Annotated in this window: 20 protein-coding genes and 4 tRNA genes; 20 read left to right on the top strand and 4 right to left on the bottom strand. The window is 36.4% G+C overall.

Annotated features, from left to right (window positions below; genetic code table 11):
* Nucleotides 1-68: 68 nt before the first annotated feature.
* Nucleotides 69-1,217 carry a trypsin-like peptidase domain-containing protein gene (locus SVZ03_15325; protein MDY6935580.1) on the bottom strand — a complete coding sequence of 383 codons (1,149 nt, stop codon included), beginning with the start codon at nucleotides 1,215-1,217 and terminating at the stop codon, nucleotides 69-71.
* A 770-nt stretch (nucleotides 1,218-1,987) separates the two neighbouring features.
* Here SVZ03_15325 and SVZ03_15320 point away from each other — a divergent pair.
* The 3 genes from SVZ03_15320 to SVZ03_15310 all read left to right on the top strand — a co-directional run bounded on the left by SVZ03_15320 (nucleotide 1,988) and on the right by SVZ03_15310 (nucleotide 2,305).
* Nucleotides 1,988-2,060, top strand: a tRNA-Lys gene (locus SVZ03_15320).
* A gap of 85 nt (nucleotides 2,061-2,145) precedes the next feature.
* Nucleotides 2,146-2,227 (top strand) — tRNA-Leu (locus tag SVZ03_15315).
* A gap of 6 nt (nucleotides 2,228-2,233) precedes the next feature.
* Nucleotides 2,234-2,305: transfer RNA gene (locus tag SVZ03_15310), tRNA-Gly, on the top strand.
* Here the strand turns inward: SVZ03_15310 and SVZ03_15305 are convergent.
* Nucleotides 2,304-2,666, bottom strand: coding sequence for a hypothetical protein (locus SVZ03_15305; protein MDY6935579.1), 363 nt, complete (start codon nucleotides 2,664-2,666; stop codon nucleotides 2,304-2,306). The two genes, SVZ03_15310 and SVZ03_15305, sit on opposite strands and share 2 nt — an antisense overlap.
* A 78-nt stretch (nucleotides 2,667-2,744) precedes the next feature.
* On the opposite strand from SVZ03_15305, the gene tig reads away from it, so the two are divergent.
* The 4 genes from tig to lon all read left to right on the top strand — a co-directional run bounded on the left by tig (nucleotide 2,745) and on the right by lon (nucleotide 9,101).
* Entirely contained in the window at nucleotides 2,745-4,100 is a 1,356-nt protein-coding gene (gene tig, locus SVZ03_15300; protein MDY6935578.1) for a trigger factor, read from the top strand.
* A 102-nt stretch (nucleotides 4,101-4,202) separates the two neighbouring features.
* Nucleotides 4,203-4,784, top strand: coding sequence for an ATP-dependent Clp endopeptidase proteolytic subunit ClpP (clpP, locus tag SVZ03_15295; GenBank protein ID MDY6935577.1), 582 nt, complete (start codon nucleotides 4,203-4,205; stop codon nucleotides 4,782-4,784).
* Between the two features lie 378 nt (nucleotides 4,785-5,162).
* Nucleotides 5,163-6,422, top strand: a complete 1,260-nt coding sequence (gene clpX / locus SVZ03_15290) for an ATP-dependent Clp protease ATP-binding subunit ClpX (GenBank protein ID MDY6935576.1) — start codon at nucleotides 5,163-5,165, stop codon at nucleotides 6,420-6,422.
* Nucleotides 6,423-6,620: 198 nt separating this feature from the next.
* Nucleotides 6,621-9,101: an endopeptidase La gene (gene lon, locus SVZ03_15285; protein MDY6935575.1), complete on the top strand. Its 2,481-nt coding sequence runs from the start codon at nucleotides 6,621-6,623 to the stop codon at nucleotides 9,099-9,101.
* A gap of 33 nt (nucleotides 9,102-9,134) precedes the next feature.
* On the opposite strand, the gene SVZ03_15280 is transcribed toward lon, so the two are convergent.
* Together SVZ03_15280 and ptsP are read right to left on the bottom strand one after the other, a co-directional pair.
* On the bottom strand, nucleotides 9,135-9,881 hold the full coding sequence (locus SVZ03_15280) for a class I SAM-dependent methyltransferase (GenBank protein ID MDY6935574.1): 747 nt from the start codon (nucleotides 9,879-9,881) through the stop codon (nucleotides 9,135-9,137).
* 74 nt (nucleotides 9,882-9,955) lie between these two features.
* Nucleotides 9,956-11,698, bottom strand: a complete 1,743-nt coding sequence (gene ptsP, locus SVZ03_15275; GenBank protein ID MDY6935573.1) for a phosphoenolpyruvate--protein phosphotransferase — start codon at nucleotides 11,696-11,698, stop codon at nucleotides 9,956-9,958.
* A 645-nt stretch (nucleotides 11,699-12,343) separates the two neighbouring features.
* On the opposite strand from ptsP, the gene SVZ03_15270 reads away from it, so the two are divergent.
* From SVZ03_15270 to rpoB, 13 genes are all read left to right on the top strand, one after another.
* Nucleotides 12,344-12,970, top strand: a complete 627-nt coding sequence (locus SVZ03_15270) for a protein-L-isoaspartate(D-aspartate) O-methyltransferase (protein MDY6935572.1) — start codon at nucleotides 12,344-12,346, stop codon at nucleotides 12,968-12,970.
* A 179-nt stretch (nucleotides 12,971-13,149) separates the two neighbouring features.
* Complete coding sequence (locus SVZ03_15265; GenBank protein MDY6935571.1) at nucleotides 13,150-13,629, top strand: peptidylprolyl isomerase; 480 nt, start codon at nucleotides 13,150-13,152, stop codon at nucleotides 13,627-13,629.
* A gap of 130 nt (nucleotides 13,630-13,759) precedes the next feature.
* Nucleotides 13,760-14,995, top strand: a complete 1,236-nt coding sequence (locus tag SVZ03_15260; protein MDY6935570.1) for a mechanosensitive ion channel family protein — start codon at nucleotides 13,760-13,762, stop codon at nucleotides 14,993-14,995.
* Between the two features lie 181 nt (nucleotides 14,996-15,176).
* Nucleotides 15,177-16,142 (top strand): septal ring lytic transglycosylase RlpA family protein, encoded by a 966-nt coding sequence (locus SVZ03_15255; GenBank protein ID MDY6935569.1) that lies wholly within the window; start codon nucleotides 15,177-15,179, stop codon nucleotides 16,140-16,142.
* Nucleotides 16,143-16,570: 428 nt separating this feature from the next.
* Nucleotides 16,571-16,643, top strand: a tRNA-Thr gene (locus SVZ03_15250).
* A gap of 551 nt (nucleotides 16,644-17,194) precedes the next feature.
* Nucleotides 17,195-17,350: a 50S ribosomal protein L33 gene (gene rpmG, locus SVZ03_15245; protein ID MDY6935568.1), complete on the top strand. Its 156-nt coding sequence runs from the start codon at nucleotides 17,195-17,197 to the stop codon at nucleotides 17,348-17,350.
* A 245-nt stretch (nucleotides 17,351-17,595) separates the two neighbouring features.
* Entirely contained in the window at nucleotides 17,596-17,781 is a 186-nt protein-coding gene (gene secE, locus SVZ03_15240) for a preprotein translocase subunit SecE (protein ID MDY6935567.1), read from the top strand.
* Nucleotides 17,782-18,324, top strand: a complete 543-nt coding sequence (gene nusG / locus SVZ03_15235; protein MDY6935566.1) for a transcription termination/antitermination protein NusG — start codon at nucleotides 17,782-17,784, stop codon at nucleotides 18,322-18,324.
* Nucleotides 18,325-18,487: 163 nt separating this feature from the next.
* On the top strand, nucleotides 18,488-18,919 hold the full coding sequence (gene rplK, locus SVZ03_15230; GenBank protein MDY6935565.1) for a 50S ribosomal protein L11: 432 nt from the start codon (nucleotides 18,488-18,490) through the stop codon (nucleotides 18,917-18,919).
* Between the two features lie 117 nt (nucleotides 18,920-19,036).
* Nucleotides 19,037-19,720 carry a 50S ribosomal protein L1 gene (gene rplA / locus SVZ03_15225; GenBank protein MDY6935564.1) on the top strand — a complete coding sequence of 228 codons (684 nt, stop codon included), beginning with the start codon at nucleotides 19,037-19,039 and terminating at the stop codon, nucleotides 19,718-19,720.
* Entirely contained in the window at nucleotides 19,720-20,232 is a 513-nt protein-coding gene (gene rplJ / locus SVZ03_15220; protein ID MDY6935563.1) for a 50S ribosomal protein L10, read from the top strand. Before rplA ends, rplJ begins: the two co-directional genes overlap by 1 nt.
* A gap of 333 nt (nucleotides 20,233-20,565) precedes the next feature.
* On the top strand, nucleotides 20,566-20,961 hold the full coding sequence (rplL, locus tag SVZ03_15215; GenBank protein MDY6935562.1) for a 50S ribosomal protein L7/L12: 396 nt from the start codon (nucleotides 20,566-20,568) through the stop codon (nucleotides 20,959-20,961).
* Nucleotides 20,962-21,233: 272 nt separating this feature from the next.
* On the top strand, nucleotides 21,234-24,671 hold the full coding sequence (gene rpoB / locus SVZ03_15210) for a DNA-directed RNA polymerase subunit beta (protein ID MDY6935561.1): 3,438 nt from the start codon (nucleotides 21,234-21,236) through the stop codon (nucleotides 24,669-24,671).
* Nucleotides 24,672-24,733: the final 62 nt, after the last annotated feature.

The raw sequence follows: 24,733 nt of genomic DNA, 5'->3' as shown, positions 1-24,733 counted from the left end.
CCTATATCCAAATATAATCATAAATGCATTCAAACAAGGATATAATACTATCCTGTATATATTTCTCTTTAAGGCCTCTCGGCAACAGTGATAAATAGATTTATTTTACTCTTTTTTCTCCATGCTACTATCTTCAGGGTTTTCCCAATAGTTGTCTTCCCGATAACCTCCACAAGGTCTTCATATTGTTTAATATTTTTTTTGCCGACCTTAATAATTACATCGCCGACAATTAGCCCCCCCTTCTGAGCAGGGCTATTCTCAATCAATCCGCCTATTAGCGCTCCATCCGTTGATTTAAGCCCGAGTTCCTTTGCATACTCTTCAGTCAAGGGCACAATCTGGACTCCGATATAACCTCTCTTTACTTTTTTGTATTTTTTTAATTGAGCCAGAACCGATTTTGACGTATTGATTGGAATAGCAAAACCGATACCCATATTGCCGCCGCTTCTAGTGTATATCATCCTGCTAATGCCGATTACCTCTCCATCAATATTTATCAGCGGCCCTCCTGAATTACCAGGATTGATCGATGCGTCAGTTTGAATATGTGACTGAGAGCTTCCCATTAGGTCTATATCCCTTCTTCCTGTCGCGCTTACAACGCCAACAGTAAAGGTTTTGTCAAAACCGAATGGATTTCCAATTGCTATTGCCCAGTCGCCTACTCTTACCTTATCAGAATCTCCTAAGAATACAGGATCTAACTCCTCCTTAGCGTTTATCTTGAGTAGGGCAATATCAGTTCTTTCATCAGAGCCAATGACCTTTGCCGTAAATGATTTTTCTCTAATCTTTACTGTGACCGTGTCAACGCCAGCTATAACATGATGATTTGTACAGATATAGCCATCCTTTGAAAGGATAAAACCAGTGCCTAGTCCGGTCCGTTTCTGTACCCTTGATCTTGATCTTGGTCTTGGCATTCCAAAGAATTCCTGAAAAAAGGGATCATTAAAGAATGGATGTGATGGCAGCTTTACTGTCTGTTCAGTGCTTATTGATACAACCCTATCCTCATATAGCCGGTATATCTCCCTGAAGGTTTTTTGAAGATGCAATGCCTGTGAGCCTTCATTGTGTTTCTTAATTGGTGACTTGCTAAATTCACCAAAGACCGGCATCTCGCTATGAGAACATGAGAAATAATAAAGAGAAAGAAAGAGGATATTGGAAAGAAAAATTGGAATAAATATTTTTGTTTTTGATTTCATTTGCTAAACACTCCTAAAATATTAATTAGTAACTTTTTTGGATGTATCTTGCCATCCCTCCAGGACTTGAGATGATGGCACTACCTAGGTCATTAATTAAGATCTTGTTATAAATTTGAGACTATACACTTTATGATTACTCAATCTCAGTATGATTATTAAAAGTGTGTATAGTTACAGGAGGATATCTTACTTCCCTTTTGATAATGGTAAGTGTCACATATATACCTATTATCTTGGTAGATGCAATTATAATTTTACTTTTATACCATTTTTCATGTGATTTTGTATAAGACAAGTCTACATAAGCATTTCTATTATGAGAATCGAATTATTTAAATAATAAGTGCAGTTATGTTACCCTTTACTAGAGGTATTTACAAGCTAAATACTGATATTTATATCAGTTCATAATTAATTCTATATTTAAAGTTAAAAAAGCATGAAACAATTTGTAACATGTTTAATTTTTTTATTATCATATAATGAATGGGATGTATTATTGTATCACTGTTGGAGTACGTTCATCATCAATAAAACAGTAGATAAGGTTCAGTTTGGATTTCCAAATATTATTTCTGTTTGATTAAGGATTGATGAATATTTCATAATGTGGTTTTTGCCCTAAATGATATCATTTTATGAGTATTATGAAAAAATTTATTAATTAGTATTAATAATTAAGAGATTTTGATTTACAAAAAATCTATATTTTTTGATATTGTTTCAGGAATAATATTTTTTGGAAAATTAGACCTCTAAAGCCAAGAGGGTTGCTAGCTCAATTGGTAGAGCACCTGACTCTTAATCAGTAGGTTCCGAGTTCGAGTCTCGGGCAACCCAGATGTCCGTCACCCAATAAAATCTATTAGAAAGGAAAAATCAACTTGAAATTATTGAGCTAATAGTACAATGGTTATCATATAAGGCGAGCGTGGCGGAATTGGCAGACGCGCCAGATTTAGGATCTGGTGCCGTAAGGCGTGGGGGTTCAAGTCCCTTCGCTCGCATCTATTGCGGGAATAACTCAGTGGTAGAGTGCAACCTTGCCAAGGTTGACGTCGCGGGTTCGAATCCCGTTTCCCGCTAATTGTTTACATTTGGAATATAATCCCCTTCCTCAGTATAATTGAGTAACAAAACGATTATTCTAGGTTTATTTATTGTTAAATGTTTACAGTGCCGGAAGTATAACATTATAGCTTTATCCTGAACCTGTTTAAGGGTATCCCCTGTTTGTATCATTTTTTCGAATGGAGCCTGCAGATAAGCCTTTGCTAAGCCTGACAAAGGGATTTTAGTAAGTGAAGAGGATGAGAAGAATCTGAAGATTGTCATCCTTGAATTTACTAACAGATTAGAAGCCTTTGGGATTTGTATGAAGGATAGTTCCATTTTATTATATTTGAGGTTATAAATACAGGAGGCTGCCTGTTCAGAGGATAACAAGGGTTATCCCTAAGGGATTAATATTCCAAATTTCACTACCAAATGTAATATTATCATTTCATAGTTTGGAGAAAAAAATTGGAAATTGTAGAAAAAAAATTAGAGAATGCAAGAATGGAACTTGAGATTGAGGTTCCAATAGATCGTATAGAGAAGGAGTATAGATCTGTTTTTAATAAGCTCAGGAGTGATAGTAAGATCAATGGTTTTAGAAAGGGGAAAGCCCCGCTTGAATTGATAGAAAATAAATACAAGAGTGTAGCTGACAGGGAAGTGAATGAAAAAGTTGTAAAGACAGCTTATATTGATGCAATAAAGGAAAAAGAATTAACACCTATTGGGGTGCCTGAATTTCACTATGAAAGGATTGATAGGGGCCGTCCCTTCTTATTTAAAGCAACATTTGAGATTACTCCAAGCGTGGATTTAGGTGAATATAAGGGTTTTACAGTTGAGAAGATGGACTCTTTAATTGAAGAGGGTGACATAAAAACCGAAATTGAAGCATTGAGAAAGAGAAACGCTAAATTCTCCAAAAAGGAGGAGGATGAGCCGGTATTGATGGGGGATCATGTAAAAATCAGCATAAAGCGTATTGATAATGTTGAAGAACATGAAATAGGGAATATGGAATTTAAGGAATTTACTTTTGTTGTTGGTGAAAACAGCGATGAATATACCTTTGATAATTATATTACCGGAATGAAGGTTAACGAGGAAAAGGAGATAGAGATTGAATATCCAGTTGATTATGAAGTGCCGGGGATTGCTGGTCAAAAGTTGAAGTATTTGGCTAAAATAAATGAAATAAATAAAATTGCATTGCCTGAGCTTGATGATGAGTTTGCTAAGGATATTGGAGATTATTCATCATTAGAAGAACTCAGTTCAACAATTAAGGAAAATCTTGAGATTTATATTAGAGAAAACGCCAAAAATAAGGTTAAGGATGAGTTGCTCAATAAAATAATTGAGAATAGCACCTTTGATTTGCCAATATCAATGGTGAAAAGGGAGATGGAGGCGATATTTATGAGGATTCGTGAGAGGTATGGCTTTCAGGGAAAGAGTATTAGTGAGTTTGCTTCTGAAATGAAAATGAACGAGGAAGAGTTTGCTGAACAATTAAGAGAAGAGGCTCTATATTCTATAAAATCGACTTTAGTCCTTTCTGAGGTTGCTCGTAGGGAGGAATTAAAGATTTCAGAGGATCGATATAAGGAAATTTATGAGAATATCGCTAAGAGGACTAATACAAAGATAGATGATATTGAAAAATTATACAATGAGGGAGGGGCCAGGAAAAATATTGAGTCAGAACTACTGATGAGTGATGCAATGGATCTGATTTATGATAATGCTATCATACAGAAAAAGGAGGCGGTTCCCTTTGCTGAATTTATAGAAGAGACAGGGAGAAGGGGGATGAGATGATTGATGTTGAGTAGGAGTTGTAACTAATCTGTTGATGTTGAAACATATTATTAAGGGATTGTTTATGATAATATTCTGTAATTATTCTGGAGGATTTAATTTATGAGCTTGATTCCAATAGTAGTTGAACAGACGTCGCGTGGAGAGAGGTCCTATGACATCTATTCAAGGTTATTAAAGGATAGAATCGTATTTCTTGGTGAGGCTGTTGATGATCATATCTCAAGCCTTGTAATTGCTCAGATGTTATTTTTGGAAGCAGAAGATCCAGATAAGGATATTTATTTGTATATTAATTCACCCGGCGGTGTCGTAACATCAGGGTTAGCGATATACGATACAATGCAATATATCAAACCCGATGTCGCTACTATATGTATTGGACAAGCTGCATCAATGGGATCACTTCTATTGGCAGCAGGAGCCAAGGATAAACGTTCTGCGCTGCCAAATGCTCGAATCATGATTCATCAACCAATGGGGGGATATCAGGGCAAGGCATCGGATATTGAGATTCATGCAAGGGAGATTTTAAAAATTAAACATAATCTCAATCAAATTTATTCCTTGCATACTGGGCAGGAAATTGATAAAATAGAAAAGGATATTGAAAGGGATTACTTTATGTCTGCTCAGGAGGCTTTGGATTACAGGCTGATTGATAAAGTCATAGAGAGGAAATGATAAAGAACATTAAGCAACCAACTCATAATTGAGCAATCTATGATCATATGATATAGTTCAAAGGTTGCAGATTCATCTATCTAATTCTATTCAAGGGACTTAAGTAGTTTTTATTGTTACATAAATAGTAATCTCAGCCTTGTGGAGTGGGTGAATTGTGAAAGGCGCTTGTAATCACAAAGATTTACTATATTTTTGTTGTAAGAGAAATTCCATAAATGTGTGTGCAGTTTTTGTAGCGGATCAAATTGCACATCAATCCTAAGCCCGAAGCCATTAGGGTTCAGGAGAACTCCTTTTAGGTGTATTCAATTCAGACCCCCGCTTCAAAGGGCTGTGGGTGAATGAAAATTTGATTGAGAATAAAAAGGAGAGAATGTGACATCAAAAAAGAAGAGTACAAATGATAGATTGTCCTGTTCATTTTGTGGTAAACATCAGAGCCTAGTTAAAAAGCTTGTTGCAGGACCTGGTGTTTTTATCTGTGATGAATGTATTGAGCTTTGTAATGAGATTGTTTCAGAGGATTGGGAAATCAGTTTTCTTGAAAAAGGCATAAGTGAGTTGCCCAAACCAAAAGAGATAAAATCCATTCTTGATCAATATGTCATTGGCCAGGAAAATGCAAAGAAGATGCTCTCTGTTGCAGTTTATAATCACTACAAACGAATAGCAAATAATTATAATCTGAAAAAGGATGATGTTGACCTAGAGAAGAGTAACATCCTTTTGATTGGCCCAACCGGATGCGGTAAAACTCTGCTTGCACAGACTCTAGCAAAAATTCTTAAGGTTCCTTTTGCTATTGCTGATGCGACTTCACTAACTGAAGCGGGTTATGTGGGTGAAGATGTAGAGAACATCCTTCTTCGTCTGATCCAGAATGCTGATGGTGATGTGAAAAAGGCGGAGAATGGTATTATTTATATTGATGAGATAGATAAAATTTCCCGGAAGTCGGAAAATCCTTCAATTACTAGAGATGTTTCTGGTGAAGGTGTTCAGCAGGCCCTTTTGAAAATTATTGAAGGCACCATCGCTAATGTCCCGCCCCAGGGGGGAAGGAAGCATCCCCATCAGGATTTTATCTCCATAAACACTAAGAATATACTTTTTATATGTGGTGGAGCCTTTGTAGGACTTGAGAGGATTATCCAGGAGAGAATGGGCAACAAGATGGTTGGATTTGAATCGGATATCAAGTCCATAAAAGAGATAACTGTTGCGGATATCTTGGGCAATCTTCAAACCGATGATTTAGTAAAATTTGGATTGATACCTGAGTTTGCTGGAAGATTGCCAGCTATCGGAGTTTTACATGAATTAGATAAGGAAGCCCTCAGGGATATATTAACCAAACCAAAGAACGCATTAGTCAAGCAATATAAGCAGATATTTGCATTTGAGAATGTTGAACTAGTCTTCAAAGATGAGGCTTTAGAAGAGATCGCTAATACGGCATTGGAGAAGGAATCCGGAGCAAGGGGTTTGCGTTTCGTATTGGAAAAGATGATGCTTGATCTAATGTATAATGTTCCATCAGATTATGGAATATCAAAAGTTATAATAACTGAAGGTATGCTTAAGGATAACAAAAAGGCCAAAATTATTTATGAAAAAGAGGAGAAAACGGCTTGATTTTTCCAATTTTTCGTTCATAATTATAAAAGTTTAGATATTTATTCAGTTATGTAAAAATCGGCTAACTGAATGTATACAATTGGTGAAGATTTTAATAAGTAAATATCATAATAATCAAATATTCAGCAATAATTTCGGTGCTTATAATAATATATATAGATTGACCCTTAGCTGAGTATTTTTAAAAAGGATATTATGGAAAAAGAAAAAGATATAGATTTTAATGAAAAATATCCATTACTCCCTCTTCGAGATGTTGTGGTTTTCCCGCACATGGTAATTCCACTATTTGTGGGAAGAGATAAGTCTATTAAGGCGTTGGATGCCGCAATGAATGGCAATAGATTAATTGTTTTGGCATCACAGACTGATGCTCAGGTAGCCTCCCCACAGGAGAGTGATATCTATGAGATTGGCACAGTATCAGAGATATTACAACTCTTAAAATTGCCAGATGGAACCATCAAGGTCCTAGTGGAAGGTCTTTCAAGAGGATATATCGAAAGTTATAATGATTTGAACAAGGATTATTTTGAAGTAAGTATAAAGAATATTGAGAGGGATGTTGAGGTAGGTTCAGAGTTAGTTGCATTAAAGCGAAAGCTTATAGATACATTTGAAAAATATATAAAGTTAGATAAAAAGGTCCCAGCTGAAGCACTAACTACCATATCAGATATTGAAGACCCTTCGCAGCTATCGGATATGATCGCTTCTTACGTCAATATGGGAATGACATACAAGCAGACTCTTTTGGAAATTGCTAACCCAATTGAAAGGATAGAAAAACTAATATCACTCATTCAGGGTGAAATTGAGGTGGTACACATTGAGAAGAAGATTCAGGGTAAACTTAGAAATCAGATGGAAAAGACCCAAAAGGAATATTATCTAAATGAACAGATGAAGGTGATAAAAAAGGAGTTAGGACAGGGTGATGAAGTGGAGGATGAGGTTGAAGAACTTAAGAAATCCATTGAAGAAGCCAAAATGAGTAAGGAGTCCAAAGCAAAGGCATTAAAGGAACTTAAAAGGCTTGAAAAGATGCCCCCGTTATCTGCGGAATCAGCAGTTGTTAGAACATATATTGAATGGCTTAGAGATGTGCCGTGGTTTAAAAAAACACGGGATAATGGAGATGTCGATCACGCTTTGGCAGTACTAAATGAGGATCACTATGGACTTGAAGAGGTAAAGGAGAGGATTATTGAATTTATTGCAGTTAGACATCTTTCCAAAAAATTGAAGGGACCAATTCTTTGCTTTGTCGGGCCTCCTGGTGTAGGAAAAACCTCCCTTGGTAGATCTGTGGCAAGAGCCCTGAACAGAAGGTTTGTCAGAATGTCATTGGGAGGAGTTAGAGATGAGGCAGAGATCAGGGGACATCGCAGAACCTATGTCGGAGCCTTGCCTGGAAGGATTATTCAGATGATGAAAAAGGCAGGCACTGTAAATCCAGTATTTCTTTTGGATGAGGTTGATAAGATGTCCATGGATTTTAGGGGAGATCCCTCCTCTGCTCTGCTTGAAGTGTTAGATCCGGAGCAGAACAATTCATTTGTTGATCACTATATGGAGGTGCCGTATAACCTCTCTGATGTATTGTTTATCACTACTGCAAATATACAGCATGGTATCCCCCTTCCATTGCAGGATAGAATGGAAATAATTGAGATCTCCAGTTATACAGAGCTTGAGAAATTAAATATAGGTATGAGGTTTCTGCTCTCAAAGCAAATTACTGAAAATGGATTAAAACCGGATAATATTGAATATTCTGAGGATATGATGCTCTATACCATCAGGCATTATACAAGGGAATCCGGTGTCAGAAATCTGGAAAGGGTAATAGCAAAGGTCTGCAGAAAAGTAGCAAGGGAGGTTGTAAAAGGCGGGGATGGTTTTAAAAAGATTATAATAGCTGAGGTTCTACATGAGTATTTGGGACCAATAAAATATAAATATGGGACCAAAGAGCAATGTAATGAGATTGGCCTTGCTAATGGACTTGCCTGGACAGAGGTGGGCGGTGATATTCTTCACATTGAAGCCTCCCTGATAAAGGGGAAGGGGAATCTCATCTTAACGGGAAAGCTGGGTGAAGTGATGCAGGAATCAGCACAGGCTGCATTTACCTATGTTAGAGCAAATCAGCAGTTTTTCAATATTAAAGAAGAAGTGATCAGAAAGCATGATGTTCACCTTCATGTCCCAGAAGGAGCAATCCCCAAGGACGGCCCATCTGCAGGAATAACGATGGCGGTTGTAATTGCATCAATACTAAGCAATATGCCCATAAGGTGTGATGTGGCGATGACTGGTGAGGTAACACTTAGAGGAAAGGTGTTGCAAATAGGGGGTCTTAAGGAAAAAGTTTTGGCTGCTCACAGGGCTGATCTAAAGCATGTGATTATCCCTAAAGAGAATGAGAGGGATCTTGAGAAGATACCCGAACATGTTTCAAAAGAGATGTCCTATTATCCTGTGAGCACAATGGAAGAGGTATTATTCCTCTCTTTTGAGACACCAGATAAGTTGTTCAAGGATAGAGAGAAAACACGGATGCTATCCGATAAATTGAAAGAAAACTCTGAAGAGAAGTCTGAGGAGAAGAAGGAAGAATTAATTGTCGATTCAAAGGAATGGGATGCTGAGGAAACGATCCCTTCGATGTAAATGCTTACCTCTATCTAAGGGGTAAGATTGTGATTAGATCTTTTCGAAATGCACAATAAACTTATTTGATGTGTCCTTAAATGCATCTTTTAATGAGTTAGCATAGAATGAAAGAATTCTAAAACCATTCCCAGTAATAAACGCCTCTATCTCCTCTTTCGTAAAAGCCCTCATAACATGCTGATCCAGAATAACCTTATCAGTTGAGAAGATGTATTTATATTCGACCATTACTAATGTTTTGGATTCTTGATCCTTTAATAGACGAAATCCTCTTTGTCGTTCTATTGTAATGCCATTGATGTAGGTTGTTGAGACATGGCTAATCGGCCTATGCTGTATTTTAATCAGCGGTTTCGAGTTCCATATCTCAAATAATCCCATGCCCTTTGACTTGAGAGCTCTATTCGTGTTTATTAATACCCTATTTACATCATTATCATCTATCATATAGTTAAAAGAACCAAACAGGGATATAATTATATCGAATTCTTGATTATAATCAAAGCTCGACATGTCGCCCCATATGAATTCCGCTGCGTCGGGGAATCTTAAATTTGCTATTTTAAGCATATCCAGACTCTTGTCCATCCCAAGACATCTTACATCTGATTTGTTTAGATGAAAGAGATGTTCCCCTGTTCCACAACCAAGATCGAGTAGCGAGGGTTTGATGTTATCCTTTAATAATGATTTTATAAGCAATACATCGTTATTAATATTACGGCCTCCCTCTTCAATGGAGAAATAGTATTCAGCTAATTCATGGTAGAGTTTCATCAGAAGATCCTCTGACAAGCAATAAGAATCAAGATGGTGGTATTGGGATGAATGTTGTGTGTTCACTCATGTATTCAAATATCCATCATGGGAAATTTAGTTTTGAGTTCAGATAATATTCTCTTCTCTATATCATCCGTTTTCGTAAGACACAAAATTTCATTTGCAAGGGCTTCACATTCATCAATTGTAACTGATCGTATAATACGTTTTATCTGATACATGAATGAAGACCCCATAGATAGATTCCTGAATCCTAATCCTAAGAGAAGCATAGTATATTTTGGCTCGCCTGCCATTTCACCGCAAATTGATAGAGGCACAGAATATTGATTCGCAATATCCACAATATATTTCAGAAGTCGTAAGACCGATAGGTTAAGTGGATTATATAGGGATGATATTTTTTCGCTTATCCTGTCAACTGCAAGGGTGTACTGTACAAGATCATTTGTGCCAACTGAAAAGAAATCACAATATTCAGAGAGGATATCAGCGTTTATTACGACCGATGGTACTTCTATCATTATTCCTATGGGAATATTTGCATCAAAGGGTATACGTTCTCTTCTAAGGTCATTCATTATATCATAAACAATATTTTTTGCCCTTATGATTTCTTCCACTGTTGAAATCATAGGAAACATCAATTTCACATTACCGAAATAACTGGCCCTTAAGATTGCCCTGATCTGAGTGATAAAAAGGTCAATATTCTGCAGACTAAATCTTATGGCACGACAACCTAGGAAGGGATTTCTCTCTTTATAATCATCGGTATATGAAAAAATTTTATCGCCACCAACATCTAATGTCCTGATTGTAACAGGATCAGGATTAAAATAATCAACAACCTTTCTATATTCTTTTAATTGGTTCTCTTCATCAGGTAATGATTTATCGAGAAAGAGAAATTCAGACCTGAAAAGGCCTATTCCCTGAGCTCCATGCTCTTTGACAATATCTCTCTCAATGGGTAGTTCTATATTTCCATGAATGGTGATCTCAACATCATCCAGGGTTACAAATGGCAAATGGGTTAGTTTTGCAAGATCAATCTCTAAAAGCCTTAGATTCTCTTGACACTTGACATATGAATCAATATCCTCTTTATCAGGGCCTATTATCACCTCCCCATGAATCGCATCAACTATGACAAGGTCTCCATCCCGCACAATCGATGTGCCGTATATGCTCCCTACTAGGGCGGGTATTTCCAGGGCTCTTGCCATAATTGCGGTATGAGAGGTTCTGCCTCCCTTGTCTGTTACAAAGGCCAACACATTCTCTCTATTCATCATCGCTGTATCAGAAGGTGTAAGATCGGATGCGAATACTATTGCCTCCATATCCAAATTGGCTATATTTGATTCATCATTTTTTTGTAGATTGTTTATTAAACGTTTACTTATGTCAGAGAAATCAATTATTCTCTCTCTAAGGTATTCATCTTCAATAGAACTCAATCCTCTAATCAGTTCTAAAGAAATATCATTCAGCACCCATTCGACATTTCTCTTTTCTTTTCTTACAGTCTCTTCAACTCTATTATCAATAAGTGGATCTTCTAAAACAAATAGATGACTTCGGAAAATATCTGCCATATCCTTTGAGAGATTATCAGCAATTTGCTCCTGTATTGCCACAATCTCCTTTTTGGTCTTCTCTAAGGCTTCCACAAATCTCTTGATTTCATTCTCAATTTGACTTTCATTAATCATATATTGAGGTATTATTATACTAATCCCCTTGTGTATATATGCCTTTCCCATTCTAATTCCTGGGGAGGCTATTATCCCCTTTATTTTTTTAGACATTTATTTCCCCTCTATAATATGAGTCATATATTATAATTTACATGAAAGGTCGTTCGAAAATATCACGCTCAATTATAACTTTCATAATAAGTGAATATTCTCTTCTATTGCTCTTTAAAAAGATCATAGTCTCATTTGATCCATTTCTTCACATTTTGAGTGTAGTATTTAAAAAATATTATTATCGCCTATTATTTTAGCTTGATATATTTTACAGTTTAATTCCAATATGATTTATTGGCAAGATGATAAAATAAATTAATAACTAAATTATAAACATTGTTATCTCTAAGTTCTTACAAATAGCAAAAGTATTGCAGTAATAGCTACTGCAGGAGGGAACGCTCATCGCTTTTTGAAAAGTTACTATATCTTCTTTTCTTTTTATGAATAGTCGTATAGTTTTTTTATCACAGATTAATATTGAAAACGTTTAATCATAAAAAATCAATAAGATTTTCAAAGAATGAATGAGAATAATGTGTATTTTTAATAAATATAATACTTATTGAAAACAGAAATCGTAGCCCATATTTATTAAGTAAAGGGTATGACTAGTAGATGTTAATCTCAAAAGCTAAAATGATTATTATAATTATTCTATGTAGTTCTATGACATTATGTGGAGTATGGGGGGAGAAGGATTTGACAAGATTAAGAGAATTGATGATAACTAAGCAAATTGAGGCTAGGGGAATTAGGGATAAGAGAGTATTACAGGTAATGAGAGGGATTGAGAGGCACAGGTTTGTGCTTCATCGAAATATAAATGAATCATATGAGGATCATCCATTACCAATTGGCCATGGTCAGACAATCTCGCAGCCCTATATTGTTGCCTTAATGACTGAACTCTGTGAATTGGATGGTGATGAGAAGGTTTTAGAGATTGGCACTGGTTCTGGTTACCAGGCTGCAGTATTATCCTTGCTCGCTAAGGAAGTCTATACAATAGAGATCATAGAGGCTCTCGGAAAATCAGCAAAGATGAGGCTTAAGGATTTGGGATATTACAATGTTCATGTGAGACTAGGGGATGGGTATTATGGATGGCCGGAAGAATCCCCTTTTGATGTAATTATTATTACAGCAAGTCCGCCGAAAATTCCTGAAACATTGCTTGACCAACTCAAGGAGGGAGGCATCATGGTTGCCCCAGTTGGGGAATTTACTCAACAACTTGTAAAACTTGAAAAGAAACAGAGTAAAATGGTGAAAAAGACAATTACATATGTAAGGTTTGTCCCGATGGTGCATTCAAAGAAGGAATAGGATTAACTAATCTTTATCATATGTAGGGATAAGTAATGCTTGAGAATCGAAGGGGATAGGCTATTAGAATTATTATTTACTTTCGTATTATTCTTTAAGTTTGAGATAATAGCGTTAAATTATGATTGGATAAATGATTTTATCAGTATACCTAAAATTTATTGAAAATAGGATGAATTATGCAAATTCAAAAGAATAAGGTTGTTACTCTTGAATATACCATAACCGATGAACAGAATAAAGTCATTGATAGTTCAGGAATTAGCGGACTGTTAACTTATATTCATGGTATTGGTAAACTAATCTCTGGACTGGAGTCTGCCTTAGCCGGTAAATCGGTAAATGACAAAATTAATGTTACTATTCAACCTGAAGAGGGTTATGGACATCGCGATGAAACACTACTTCATGTTATACCTAGAGATAAATTTGATGGATTCGGTGTTGATGAATTAAAGAAAGGGATGCAATTTCAGGCTAGAGGGTCATCAGGCATACAGCTTTTAACAATTGTCGATATTGAAGGGGATAATATTACCGTAGACAGTAATCATCCCTTAGCAGGAATTACAGCTAATTTTGATGTATTGGTTAAGGATATTCGTGAAGCAACGAGTGATGAGTTAATTCACGGACATACTCTTAATACTAATCAGTAATGTATTGATCGAGTATTAAGGGATTGTTGCCTTTTACTAAGGATAAGTGGGTAAAAGGGGCTATCCATTGCCCCGTAATGACTGCTTACGCAGGATAAATCCTAAAATATAATGAAAATTGAGGGGATTTATGGGATTTGAGACGCTAAGTAACTGGTTTTTAAAAAATCCAGTTTTGGGTCAGATTGTATCAATCTGTGGTGTTACCCTGTTGGCATTTGCAGTTTTTTCTATTACAAAGAAGTTTCTCTTTCATTGGCTTAGCAGACTAATACAAAAAAGCAAAACAGAGTGGGATGATCTGTTGTTGGATAAGGCGGTATTGCGTCGTATCGCATATATCGCTCCAATTCTTGTTGTATATAACTTTGCATATATAGTGCCTTCCATAGAACAGATTGTGCAACGTATTTCAATTGCTTTGATGTCATTGTTCGTTGTTATGATTATTGGAACAGCCTTAAGCGCTCTCAATGCTATTTATGATAAGCTTCAATATGCCAAGGGGAAACCTATTAAGGGATATATCCAGATTGTAAAAATTATAATATACATTTCCGGTGTAATAATTATTATCGGAATTCTTACTGGACGTTCGCCATGGTTTTTAATCAGCAGCATAGGTGCGTTAACCGCAGTAATACTTCTTATTTTTCGTGACACAATCCTGTCTCTTGTCGCAAGTATGCAGATGTCTTCCAATGACCTTGTCAGGGTTGGCGATTGGATTGAGGTGCCAGCATTTGGAGCAGATGGAGATGTGATTGATATTGCTTTGCATACGATTAAGGTACAGAATTGGGATAAGACAATAACAACAATTCCGACCCATAAGTTGATTGATGTATCCTTCAAAAACTGGCGTGGAATGCAGTTGACAGGAGGTCGAAGGGTCAAGAGAGCCCTCTATATCGATCAAGCAAGTATTAAATTTTGTACTGATGAGATGATACAACATTTCAGTAAATTAAGTTTGATTAGCGAGTATATAAAATGTAAAAATGAAGAGATTCTACAGTATAATAGGGATCGTGGTATAGATAATAATCAAATATTTAATGGACGGCGCTTGACAAATATTGGAACATTTCGAGCATACGTCGAAGCATACCTAAGGCAGCACGATAAGGTTCATAAGGGGTTAACCTGTATGGTTAGGCAATTAGCGCCAGGCCCTAGTGGATTGCCTTTGGAGATTTATCTCTTTATAAATGATACTGTTTGGACAAGTTATGAAGGAATCCAGTCTGATATATTCGATCATATTTTAGCAGTAGTACCTGAATTCGAACTCAGAATATTTCAAAATCCGACAGGTAAGGATTTTCAGAAAATTACGAGCTATCATTCGTCTTTCAATATGTAGGTTCTTCCCATCCCAACGTGAACTGAATACAGAGTTATATCATTCCTATCTTAATCCTTTATTCGCTTCCTTGTGAAATGTATTTATACAACAATGCTAAATATAAGATATTTTTTCATGTAAAGTTGGTCTCTAAGTGTTCCGATATGCTAATTAGACTAGTCTGTGGAGGTATCGGATAATGAGATATATGATAAGGTTTATTACATTTTTCTGGTTGATATCCATTTTTATTACATCATGTACACCTAGCAGGTCAGTTGTCAGAGATAGAGGTGTAAATCAGAGAGGAATAGGGCAGGTTTCTGCTGAGGGGGATGATGTAAGGCATTATCGTTATGAGGACGAGGGTAGGTATGAGCAAGTATCTCTTAAAAGAGGTAGCAGATACGATAGGGGTAATATCATTAAAGAAGAGGATAATGCTAATATATACAATAAGTTAGAGGGTGATGATGATTATAATAATGATAGGAATGATTCACTTTCGCAGAAGAGGTTCTATCAAAAAGGTTTAGCTTCATGGTATGGGAGAAGGTTCCATGGGAAGATAACAGCATCTGGGGAGAGATTCAATATGCATAGATTGACTGCTGCTCATAAGACTCTTCCCTTCGGAACAGCGATTCTTGTGAAAAATTTCGATAATGGAAAAGAGGTGAAGGTGGTGGTCAATGATAGAGGCCCCTATAGGGATGGCCGAATAATAGATCTCTCCTATGCTGCAGCTAAAGAAATCAATATGATAACAGATGGAGAGACTGAAGTAGGTATAAAGATAGTGAGGAATAGTAATTATAATAGATATGGCAGCAGGAGTTCAGGTAGGGATGAGATAGAACTTGTAGCGGGTGATAGTAGAAGGAGTATCTATGGCGAAGAGAATAATTTTTCAGATGATTTAAGCTCGAATCGTTATTCGATTCAGACTGGTGCATTCTATTCCAGGAGAAATGCGGAAAAGTTAAAGAGACGATTAGAGATTATGTTTGATAATCCTATCCGACTAGTGCATGAGGATGATATGTATAAGGTCAGGATTGGAGGCATCAATTCCTCAATAGATGTCAAGCGATATAAACAGAGATTAGTGGATGAGGATATACCATGTTTTGTGCATTTTAATAATGAATTGATCTCTCAGTAGAGGCATGAAGAGACGCTATAGCGGATTGAATTTATAATTCTTATTTGCTGAAATGATCGCTTTGGTTGAGAATTATTTTAACCTCCTATTAAATTAAGATGACTTCTCTGAGATATAGAGAAATCCCTTTCATTAAGCTTTTCATTGTTTTATTACAAACAGTCCAAGATATGTTCATAACATTTGATATTTGGATTATTAAAAGAAGGAGATTTTCAGTTTTTCAACGAATAGTTTGTTTCTTGAGAAGCGAAATTATACTAAAAGATTAATATTCATTTGCCTCTTTTTACCCTCCAGAGTATGTTTTAGGTAATTATATATGCTTTAAAAATTTATTGGAGAATGCTTTCGAAAAGCCGGTAGAATGTTCTTAAAAAACTATTGACAAATATTAACTTTATTGTTATTGTCTTATGTTTAAATATGCCCACGTAGCTCAGTTGGTAGAGCATTTGCATGGTAAGCAAAAGGTCACCAGTTCAAGCCTGGTCGTGGGCTAGGAGATGTTTGGCTAATATAACAGAATATTTTTCCAGATATTATAAACAGAATAATCAGTTAAACCATATATGTATAGATTTCTATATTATTTATGAAGAAATTCGGTATATGTGAGAAATACAAACCAATTAGTTATTCCCAAATTTCATTTAATGCTCCTTCATGTGTAATTTATGGTCTTTTTGAATGAATTTATGGGTTGTGGTTATTTGTTATTGTAAATTCAGAATACTATTTACTCGCATTCAAACTTCAATATTTAGTGTAATGAGTTTATCTTCCCTAATAACAATAAATCTTGATGGATTTTCAGATTATTTATAAAAAATTTATAAAAAAAGATGGAATTAAGTATAATTGTCCCTTATAATAGTCAGAGAAGAGATTATATTCTATCAATATACCAAAATGATCAGAAACCTTCCTCTTCCTTGGCATACATTTTAGAGTTCGTCTTTAATTTTATTTGATTCAATTAAAATAAATCACTTGACTGAAAATGATCGATAATAATAATTGTCATTTACTTTTATGTTGATCAGGACTGAATAATGAGAGATATAATCCTTTTATCTTGTAAAGAATGTAAAAGAAGAAATTACGTAAACACAAAGAATAAGAAAAACAGAACTGCGAAACTTGAGATCAATAAATATTGCAAATTCTGCAACAAGCATACGCTTCACAAGGAAACAAAAGCATAATCAATATTATTATATATTGATTAAACAATTAATTCTGTGTTGATAGTTTCCCATAAAATTAGAGAGAATTTATGAAGCAAGGAGAGATGAGTTGATAGAAGTGTTTCATGCATCTGGGTTGATCTGTTGTGTTAGGTTATTTGATTATTTTGATACAATACATTAGTATTGAGTAGTGATTTAAATATCCTTATAGGCGAGGAAGTAGCTATAATGATATCTCTCTTCATAAAGAGGAAAAAGTTGTGATAAAGAAGGCATTTGATTTTATCCGCGAGTCAAGGGAAGAGCTTAGGAAGGTCAGTTGGCCTGATAGGGATGAAGTAACCAGTTTTACGATTGTTGTGGTTGTAGCGGTTGTATTTATAGCTGTCTTTTTGTGGTTGGTGGATACAATGCTTATGTCAATAATAAAGAGGGTGATGTATTAAATGGCAAAGGAATGGTATGTCGTTCATACATATTCCGGGCATGAGAATAAGGTGAAACTCGCTCTGGAGAAAAAAATAAAGAATTTAGGATTAGAGAATAAAATATATCAGATTAGGATCCCATCTGTTGACATTACTGAAGTAAAGGATGGCAAGAGGAAGGTTAAGTCGAAAAAGTTTTTCCCTGGATATATAATAATTGAAATGGGTTTGGACGATGAAACTTGGAGTGTTGTTAGAAGCACTCCTGGTGTGACCAATTTTGTTGGTGTATATGGATCTGATAAACCGAAACCATTATCAAAAAATGAGGTTGATACACTCTTTGATCAGATGGGTCAACAGAAGGCAAAAGAGAAGGTTTCAGCCTCTATAGATTTTTCCATTGGTGAGCATGTTAAGGTCATAGATGGGCCCTTTAGTAATTTTAGTGGGGTTATAGATGAGGTGTATCCTGATAAGGGAAGGGTGAGGGTGAGAGTTGAGATATTTGGACGTGGTACACCAGTTGAATTGGATTATATTCAGATTGGAAGATTGTAGAAGATTAGTTCTTATTAAAAGATTGCCAAGGCAAGCATTGAGAGATTTTTATAAGAGCTTGTTATAGTTAATGCCTATTCTGATCCGGGTTGAAGTTGTATAAGTGTTATAAATGTTATGATTAAAGAGATTTGATCGAGATAGTATAATAAAGGGAATAGTGATGGCAAAAGAAAAGGAAATTGCTGTACAAATTAAATTACAGATACCTGGTGGAGAGGCTAATCCTGCCCCTCCTGTTGGGCCAGCTCTGGGGCAGCATGGTTTGAACATAATGGAGTTCTGTAAGGCTTTTAATGAAAGGACCAAGGATCAACAGGGTACAATATTACCAGTTGTCATATCAGTTTACAAAGATCGATCGTATACTTTTATCATTAAGACACCTCCAGCAGCAGTATTAATTAAGAAGGCGTTAAATATTGAGAAGGGTTCTAGCGAGCCCCATCGCATGCATGTCGGAAGTATTAAGAGGGAGCAGCTTGAGGCTATAGCTCAAATCAAGATGCCTGATTTGAATACGAATGAAGTAGATGCGGCAATAGAGATTATTGGGGGAACAGCTAGGTCAATGGGAGTGACTGTTAGTGACTAGGATGTCTGAATTGCTATGATTATTCATAGGTTGACGCATCATATAATAAATATGTTCGAGTTTGATAAAGTCATAATTAATTAGAATATATCGCTCTTGGATGTGAGGACAAGAAGGATGAAACGCGGCAATAAAATTACAAACGCAAGAGAAAAGGTTGATAAAACAAAGTTGTACAACGTTGAGGATGCTGTTACACTTATGAAGGATATCAAATATGCAAGTTTTGATGAGACTGTTGAAGCGGCTATCAAGGTTATTCATAAGAGTTATCAAAACATTAGAGGTGTAGTGACGCTTCCCAAGGGAACGGGGAAGACAATAAAGGTGCTTGTTATATGCAAAGGTGAGAAGCAGCAGGAGGCCTTGGATAGTGGGGCTGATTACGTTGGAGCAGAGGATATTCTTGAGAAGATTAAAGATGGATGGATTGATTTTCAAGCAGTAGTCGCTACACCTGATATGATGAAGGAAGTTGGAAAACTTGGGCCAGTTTTGGGAAGAAAGGGATTGATGCCTAAGCCTAAGGCCGGAACCGTTACAGATGACATAAAGGGGATTGTCTCTGAGTTGAAGGGTGGTAGGGCGGAATATAGGGCGGATAAGACGGGTGTTATTCATATGGGTGTTGGCAAGATATCTTTTGATAATGATTCAATTATTGAAAATATAAAGGCTTTCTATAATCAGATTGTCAGGGATAAGCCTTCAGATGCGAAGGGCAATTATATCAAATCTCTTCATATCTCTTCATCCATGGGAGGAGGAATCAAAATTAATCATAAGGGGATTGTAAGATAGTGATTAAGCAATATAAGATTGATAGAGTAGCAGAATTAGTAAACAAATTGCAAATGAAGAGGAATATTATTTTAACAGACTATTCTGGTATAAAGGTTAAAGATTTAAGTAGTTTGAGGATGAAACTCCGTGAGAAGGGCATAGACTATAAGGTAATAAAGAATAATATTTTCAATAGAGCGCTTCAAGAGGCAGGCTTTAAGGATATTAGCAATTTTCTTAAAGGTCCTATAGCTGTTGCCTTCACAAATCAAGATTTAAGTGATGCTGCAAAAATGTTGAAGGAATTTGGAAAGGAACAGGAAAACTTCAGCTATTTTTTAGGTGTAATGGATGATGTAATATATGAGGAGGATTCATTAAAGCGTATCGCAGATCTTCCATCAAAAGAAATTCTAATCGGAAAGATCATGTCGCTCTTGAACACACCTGCAACTATGCTTTCTCAAATTATAAATCAGAGTATAGCATCACTTGCGAGAGGTATACAGGCAGTTGCAGAGAAAAATTAAGTATCGTTTTAATATTGATTTATATTATAAACATATACATGCCACCAAATTATTCCTATTTTACTACATTTTATTTATTTCAATTACTTGGACATATTTTTTTTATAATTTACATGATTACACATCAAGATAAGTCAAGGATGGCTAATTGTTTTATTCATAATTATGGATAATGCTTTTTTAAGGTTTGTAAAGAGGGTTCTATGTCAAGATAGATAATATTGCATCGTTAAGCGTTATATGAATGCAATGTTAATTACCCTTATAAGTTTTTGCGGGATTAGGCCGTATTAACTTGAATAATTTCACTAAGTATAAGGAGTAAAAAGAATAATGGAAAAGCTTTCAGTTGAAGAATTAGTAGAAGTGATCGGAAATTTGACATTAGTTGAGGCTGCAGATGTTGTAAAGGCCTTAGAAGAAAAGTTTGGAATTTCCGCAGCAGCACCTGTTGCAATCGGTCCGGTTGGAGGGGTTCCAGCCTCTGGTGGGGAAGAACAAGCGGAAACAGAAGAGAAAACTGAATTTGATGTAATCCTCACAGGTTTCGGGGATAAGAAGATTGGGGTAATTAAAGAGGTCAGGGCTATTACCGCTCTGGGCCTTAAAGAGGCAAAGGATTTAGTAGAGGCTGGTGGAAAGGCTGTTAAAGAAAAGATTTCTAAAGAAGAGGCTGAGAAGATTAAGGAACAGCTTGAAAATGCTGGAGCAACAGTTGAGATTAAATAATAACCCTCTGTTCATTGATTTGCCTATTCTGGTTAATGGTGTATAATTATTATAATGGAATAACTAACATATATTTTCATTCAATATTGATATCAAATGGAGATAATGTATGTTTATGACTCTTAGGCTTTATGGATTCTAAAGGGATGATATTCATTTTTCTGTGTCGAATGCTTGTATACTAAAATCTCTGTTCACTGTTCTACTTAACTTATGATAAATAGATTAGGAAATTTATAATAAACTAATTTGATTGCGAGGATACCATATCTATGCTGGAAGAAACAAGAGTAGTCAGTTTTGGGAAGAATTTTGAAAGAATGGATTTTCCAAATCTAATAGAAATCCAATTATTGTCATATGATTGGTTTTTACAGAGCGATATCTCACCATCGAAGAGGAAGTGTCAGGGGCTCCAGGCTGTATTCGATGGATTTTTCCCAATTGAAAGCCCACATGAGGATCTAGTGCTTGAGTTTATTGAATATGAGATTGGGGACCCTAAGTACTCAGAATTGGAGTGTAAGGATAGGGATGTAACCTTTGCTGCGCCACTGAAGTCAACCATAAGACTGATTAAAAAGGATAGCATGGAGGTTAGAGAGCAGACGGTTTACATGGGTGATATCCCTCTTATGACAGAGAGGGGCACCTTTATTATCAATGGGGCAGAGAGGGTAGTCGTTAATCAATTACATCGTTCTCCTGGTATATTTTTCTTTTATGAGGAGAAGGATAGAACCTTTAGTGCAAGAATTATACCTGATAGGGGCTCCTGGCTTGAATTTGAGATGGATATGAAGGGTTTTATTATTGCAAGAATAGATAGGAAAAAGAAATTTCCTGTCACATTGTTGATTAAGTCATTAGGGTATGAATCAAATGAAGAGATAATAAGGCTTTTTTATGATGTGGATGCTGTAAAAATTGATAGTGAGGATGATCTCAATAGTATTATTGGTAGAAGAATTGCGAAGGAGGTTGTTAGTAAGGAGCATGGTGAGGTCATAGCAGGACTTGGAGAGAGGATCAATATTGACATCGTGGATAGGCTTAAGGAAGAGATGATTGATGAGGTTGAGTTGATCGCCTTCCCTGATAATAAAGATGATTCATTTCTTATCAATTCATTAGAGAGGGATGAATGCTACTCTTCTGAAGAGGCAATCCTGAAAATTCATTCTTATATGAGACCTGGAGAACCTTCAAACATCGATAATGCTAAAGTAGAACTCAATCGTCTATTTTTCAATCCTCGAACATATAGTCTGGGTAGTGTTGGAAGATATAAGATTAATAAGAAATTCGATTTTGATAGCAAAGAGATGTATTCAGAGACCCTTTCAAAAGAAGATATTATCGCTACGGTAAAGTATTTTCTTTATTTAATATCAGAGGTTGATGGTTACTATGTTGATGATATTGATCATCTTGGAAACAGACGGGTCAGATCAGTTGGCGAGTTGATTATGAACCAGGTTAAGATCGGCTTTCAAAGGATGGAAAGGGTGATAAAGGAAAGAATGACTATACAAGACCTTGATGCTGTAACCCCACAGGCTCTTATTAGCATAAAACCAATCACGGCCGTGATCAATGAATTTTTTGGATCCAGCCAACTCTCGCAATTTATGGATCAGACTAATCCGCTTGCAGAACTTACCCATAAAAGACGATTGAATGCCCTTGGTCCTGGTGGGCTCTCAAGGGAGAGGGCAGGTTTTGAGGTTAGGGATGTGCATCCATCCCATTATGGAAGGATGTGCCCGATCGAAACCCCAGAAGGACCAAATATTGGACTAATTGTTTCTCTTTGTACATATTCCAGAATCAATGAATATGGCTTTTTAGAGGCGCCTTATAGAGTAGTGGAGAATGGTAGAGTAACTGATAGGATAGAGTATCTCACAGCTGATGAAGAGGATAAGTATTTTATTGCACAAGCAAATGCTGAGTTGGATGAGGATGGGAATTTTATCAATAAGTTTAATCCATGCAGGAATAAGGGCAACTTCCCGTATAAAAGGCCATCAGAGATTCAGTATATGGATGTATCACCTTCACAGGTTTTTTCGGTATCTACCAGCTTGATCCCATTTCTTGAACATGACGATGCGAACAGGGCCCTGATGGGTTCTAATATGCAGAGGCAAGCGGTGCCATTATTAACTGAAGAGGCTCCTCTCGTCGGCACTGGAATCGAAAAGGCAGCGGCTTATGATTCAGGTGTTCTGTTCATCTCTAAGAAGGCAGGGATGGTTAATTATGTTGATTCAAATAGAATAATAATTCAAACAAATAATGGGGAGATGGAGGAGTGTATTCTATCCAAGTTTAGAAGAACAAATCAAGGAACCTGTTTTAATCAAAAACCAATTGTTAAGGTCGGTCAAAAAGTGAAGATAGGTGATATTCTTGCTGATGGTCCGGCAATTGACAATGGACGCTTGGCTTTAGGGAAAAATGTATTAGTAGCCTTTATGCCTTGGATGGGATATAATTTTGAAGATGCAATTATTATATCAGAGAGGTTGGTGAAGGAGGACATATATACCTCAGTTCATATTGAACAACTCGAGATAGAGGCAAGGGAGACAAAACTTGGTAGGGAGGTTATTACCAGGGATATTCCAAACTTGAGCGAAAAGGCTTTTAAAGACCTTACTTCTGAGGGGATTGTAAGGATAGGTGCTTATGTCATGCCAGGAGATATCCTTGTTGGGAAGGTGACTCCAAAGGGAGAGGAGGATATTACACCAGAGTATAAGCTATTACATTCAATTTTTGGCGAAAAGGCTAGAGAAGTAAGGGATACGTCTCTCAGGGTTCCTAATGGAATAGAAGGGATAGTGATAGATGTTAAGAAGTTTTCGAGAGAGGATGGAAATGAATTAGCGCCTGGAGTTGAAGAACTTTACAAGGTATACATTGCAGCAAAGAGAAAGATATCTGTTGGGGATAAAATTGCGGGTCGTCATGGGAATAAGGGTGTTATTTCAAAAATTGTGCCAGAGTATGATATGCCATATCTTCCCGATGGCACGCCTTTGGATGTAGTATTAAATCCTTTATCTGTTCCTTCACGAATGAACCTCGGGCAACTCCTTGAAACGGAACTTGGTTGGGCGGCAAAGGAGTTGGATTTTCAGGTTGAAACCTCAATATTTGAGAGCGCTACCGTACAGGATATTAAAGGGTATTTAGAAAAGGCTGGATTACCTGTGAGTTCCAAAACGGTTCTTTATGATGGTCGTTCAGGAGAGGCCTTTTCAGAAACTGTAATGGTCGGATATTTATATATATTGAAGCTTGCTCATATGGTTGATGATAAAATCCATGCAAGATCAACAGGGCCTTATTCGCTTGTTACCCAACAGCCTTTAGGAGGTAAGGCTCAATTTGGTGGACAGCGCTTGGGTGAGATGGAAGTATGGGCCCTTGAGGCATATGGTGCTGCATACACATTACAGGAACTTCTAACAGTGAAGTCAGACGATATGCTTGGAAGAGCCAGAATATACGAAGCAATTGTAAAGGGTATAGATCATACATCTCCAGGTGTGCCTGAGTCATTTAATGTTCTCATTCAGGAGTTGAGGGGATTGGCTTTGGATATCAGAATTTGTGATGAAGATGGAGAAGAGATCAATCTGTCAGAGTGGAGTGGGGGCATTAACAGACCAAGGAGAAAAATACAGTTTGATGTATAAGTGGATTATTGTTGTAAAGCATTCTAGTGGGTTAAAGTCGTCGGATGAGATGAAAGATTTCT

It is taken from the genome of Spirochaetota bacterium (assembly GCA_034190085.1).
Classification (GTDB): domain Bacteria; phylum Spirochaetota; class UBA4802; order UBA4802; family JAFGDQ01; genus JAXHTS01.
The sequence above is the reverse complement of the archived record's forward strand: the minus strand, read 5'-3'. Positions and strand labels throughout refer to the sequence as shown.

What these genes read in the sequence shown, in the direction of transcription:
- SVZ03_15265 (MDY6935571.1), top strand. Translation starts at nt 13,150, where the DNA reads ATGCAAATTCAAAAGAATAAGGTTGTTACTCTTGAATATACCATAACC.
- lon (MDY6935575.1), top strand. Translation starts at nt 6,621, where the DNA reads ATGGAAAAAGAAAAAGATATAGATTTTAATGAAAAATATCCATTACTC.
- rplK (MDY6935565.1), top strand. Translation starts at nt 18,488, where the DNA reads ATGGCAAAAGAAAAGGAAATTGCTGTACAAATTAAATTACAGATACCT.
- nusG (MDY6935566.1), top strand. Translation starts at nt 17,782, where the DNA reads ATGGCAAAGGAATGGTATGTCGTTCATACATATTCCGGGCATGAGAAT.
- clpP (MDY6935577.1), top strand. Translation starts at nt 4,203, where the DNA reads ATGAGCTTGATTCCAATAGTAGTTGAACAGACGTCGCGTGGAGAGAGG.
- rplL (MDY6935562.1), top strand. Translation starts at nt 20,566, where the DNA reads ATGGAAAAGCTTTCAGTTGAAGAATTAGTAGAAGTGATCGGAAATTTG.
- SVZ03_15280 (MDY6935574.1), bottom strand. Translation starts at nt 9,881, where the DNA reads ATGAAACTCTACCATGAATTAGCTGAATACTATTTCTCCATTGAAGAG.
- rplA (MDY6935564.1), top strand. Translation starts at nt 19,037, where the DNA reads ATGAAACGCGGCAATAAAATTACAAACGCAAGAGAAAAGGTTGATAAA.
- rpoB (MDY6935561.1), top strand. Translation starts at nt 21,234, where the DNA reads ATGCTGGAAGAAACAAGAGTAGTCAGTTTTGGGAAGAATTTTGAAAGA.
- SVZ03_15255 (MDY6935569.1), top strand. Translation starts at nt 15,177, where the DNA reads ATGAGATATATGATAAGGTTTATTACATTTTTCTGGTTGATATCCATT.
- ptsP (MDY6935573.1), bottom strand. Translation starts at nt 11,698, where the DNA reads ATGTCTAAAAAAATAAAGGGGATAATAGCCTCCCCAGGAATTAGAATG.
- SVZ03_15260 (MDY6935570.1), top strand. Translation starts at nt 13,760, where the DNA reads ATGGGATTTGAGACGCTAAGTAACTGGTTTTTAAAAAATCCAGTTTTG.
- SVZ03_15325 (MDY6935580.1), bottom strand. Translation starts at nt 1,217, where the DNA reads ATGAAATCAAAAACAAAAATATTTATTCCAATTTTTCTTTCCAATATC.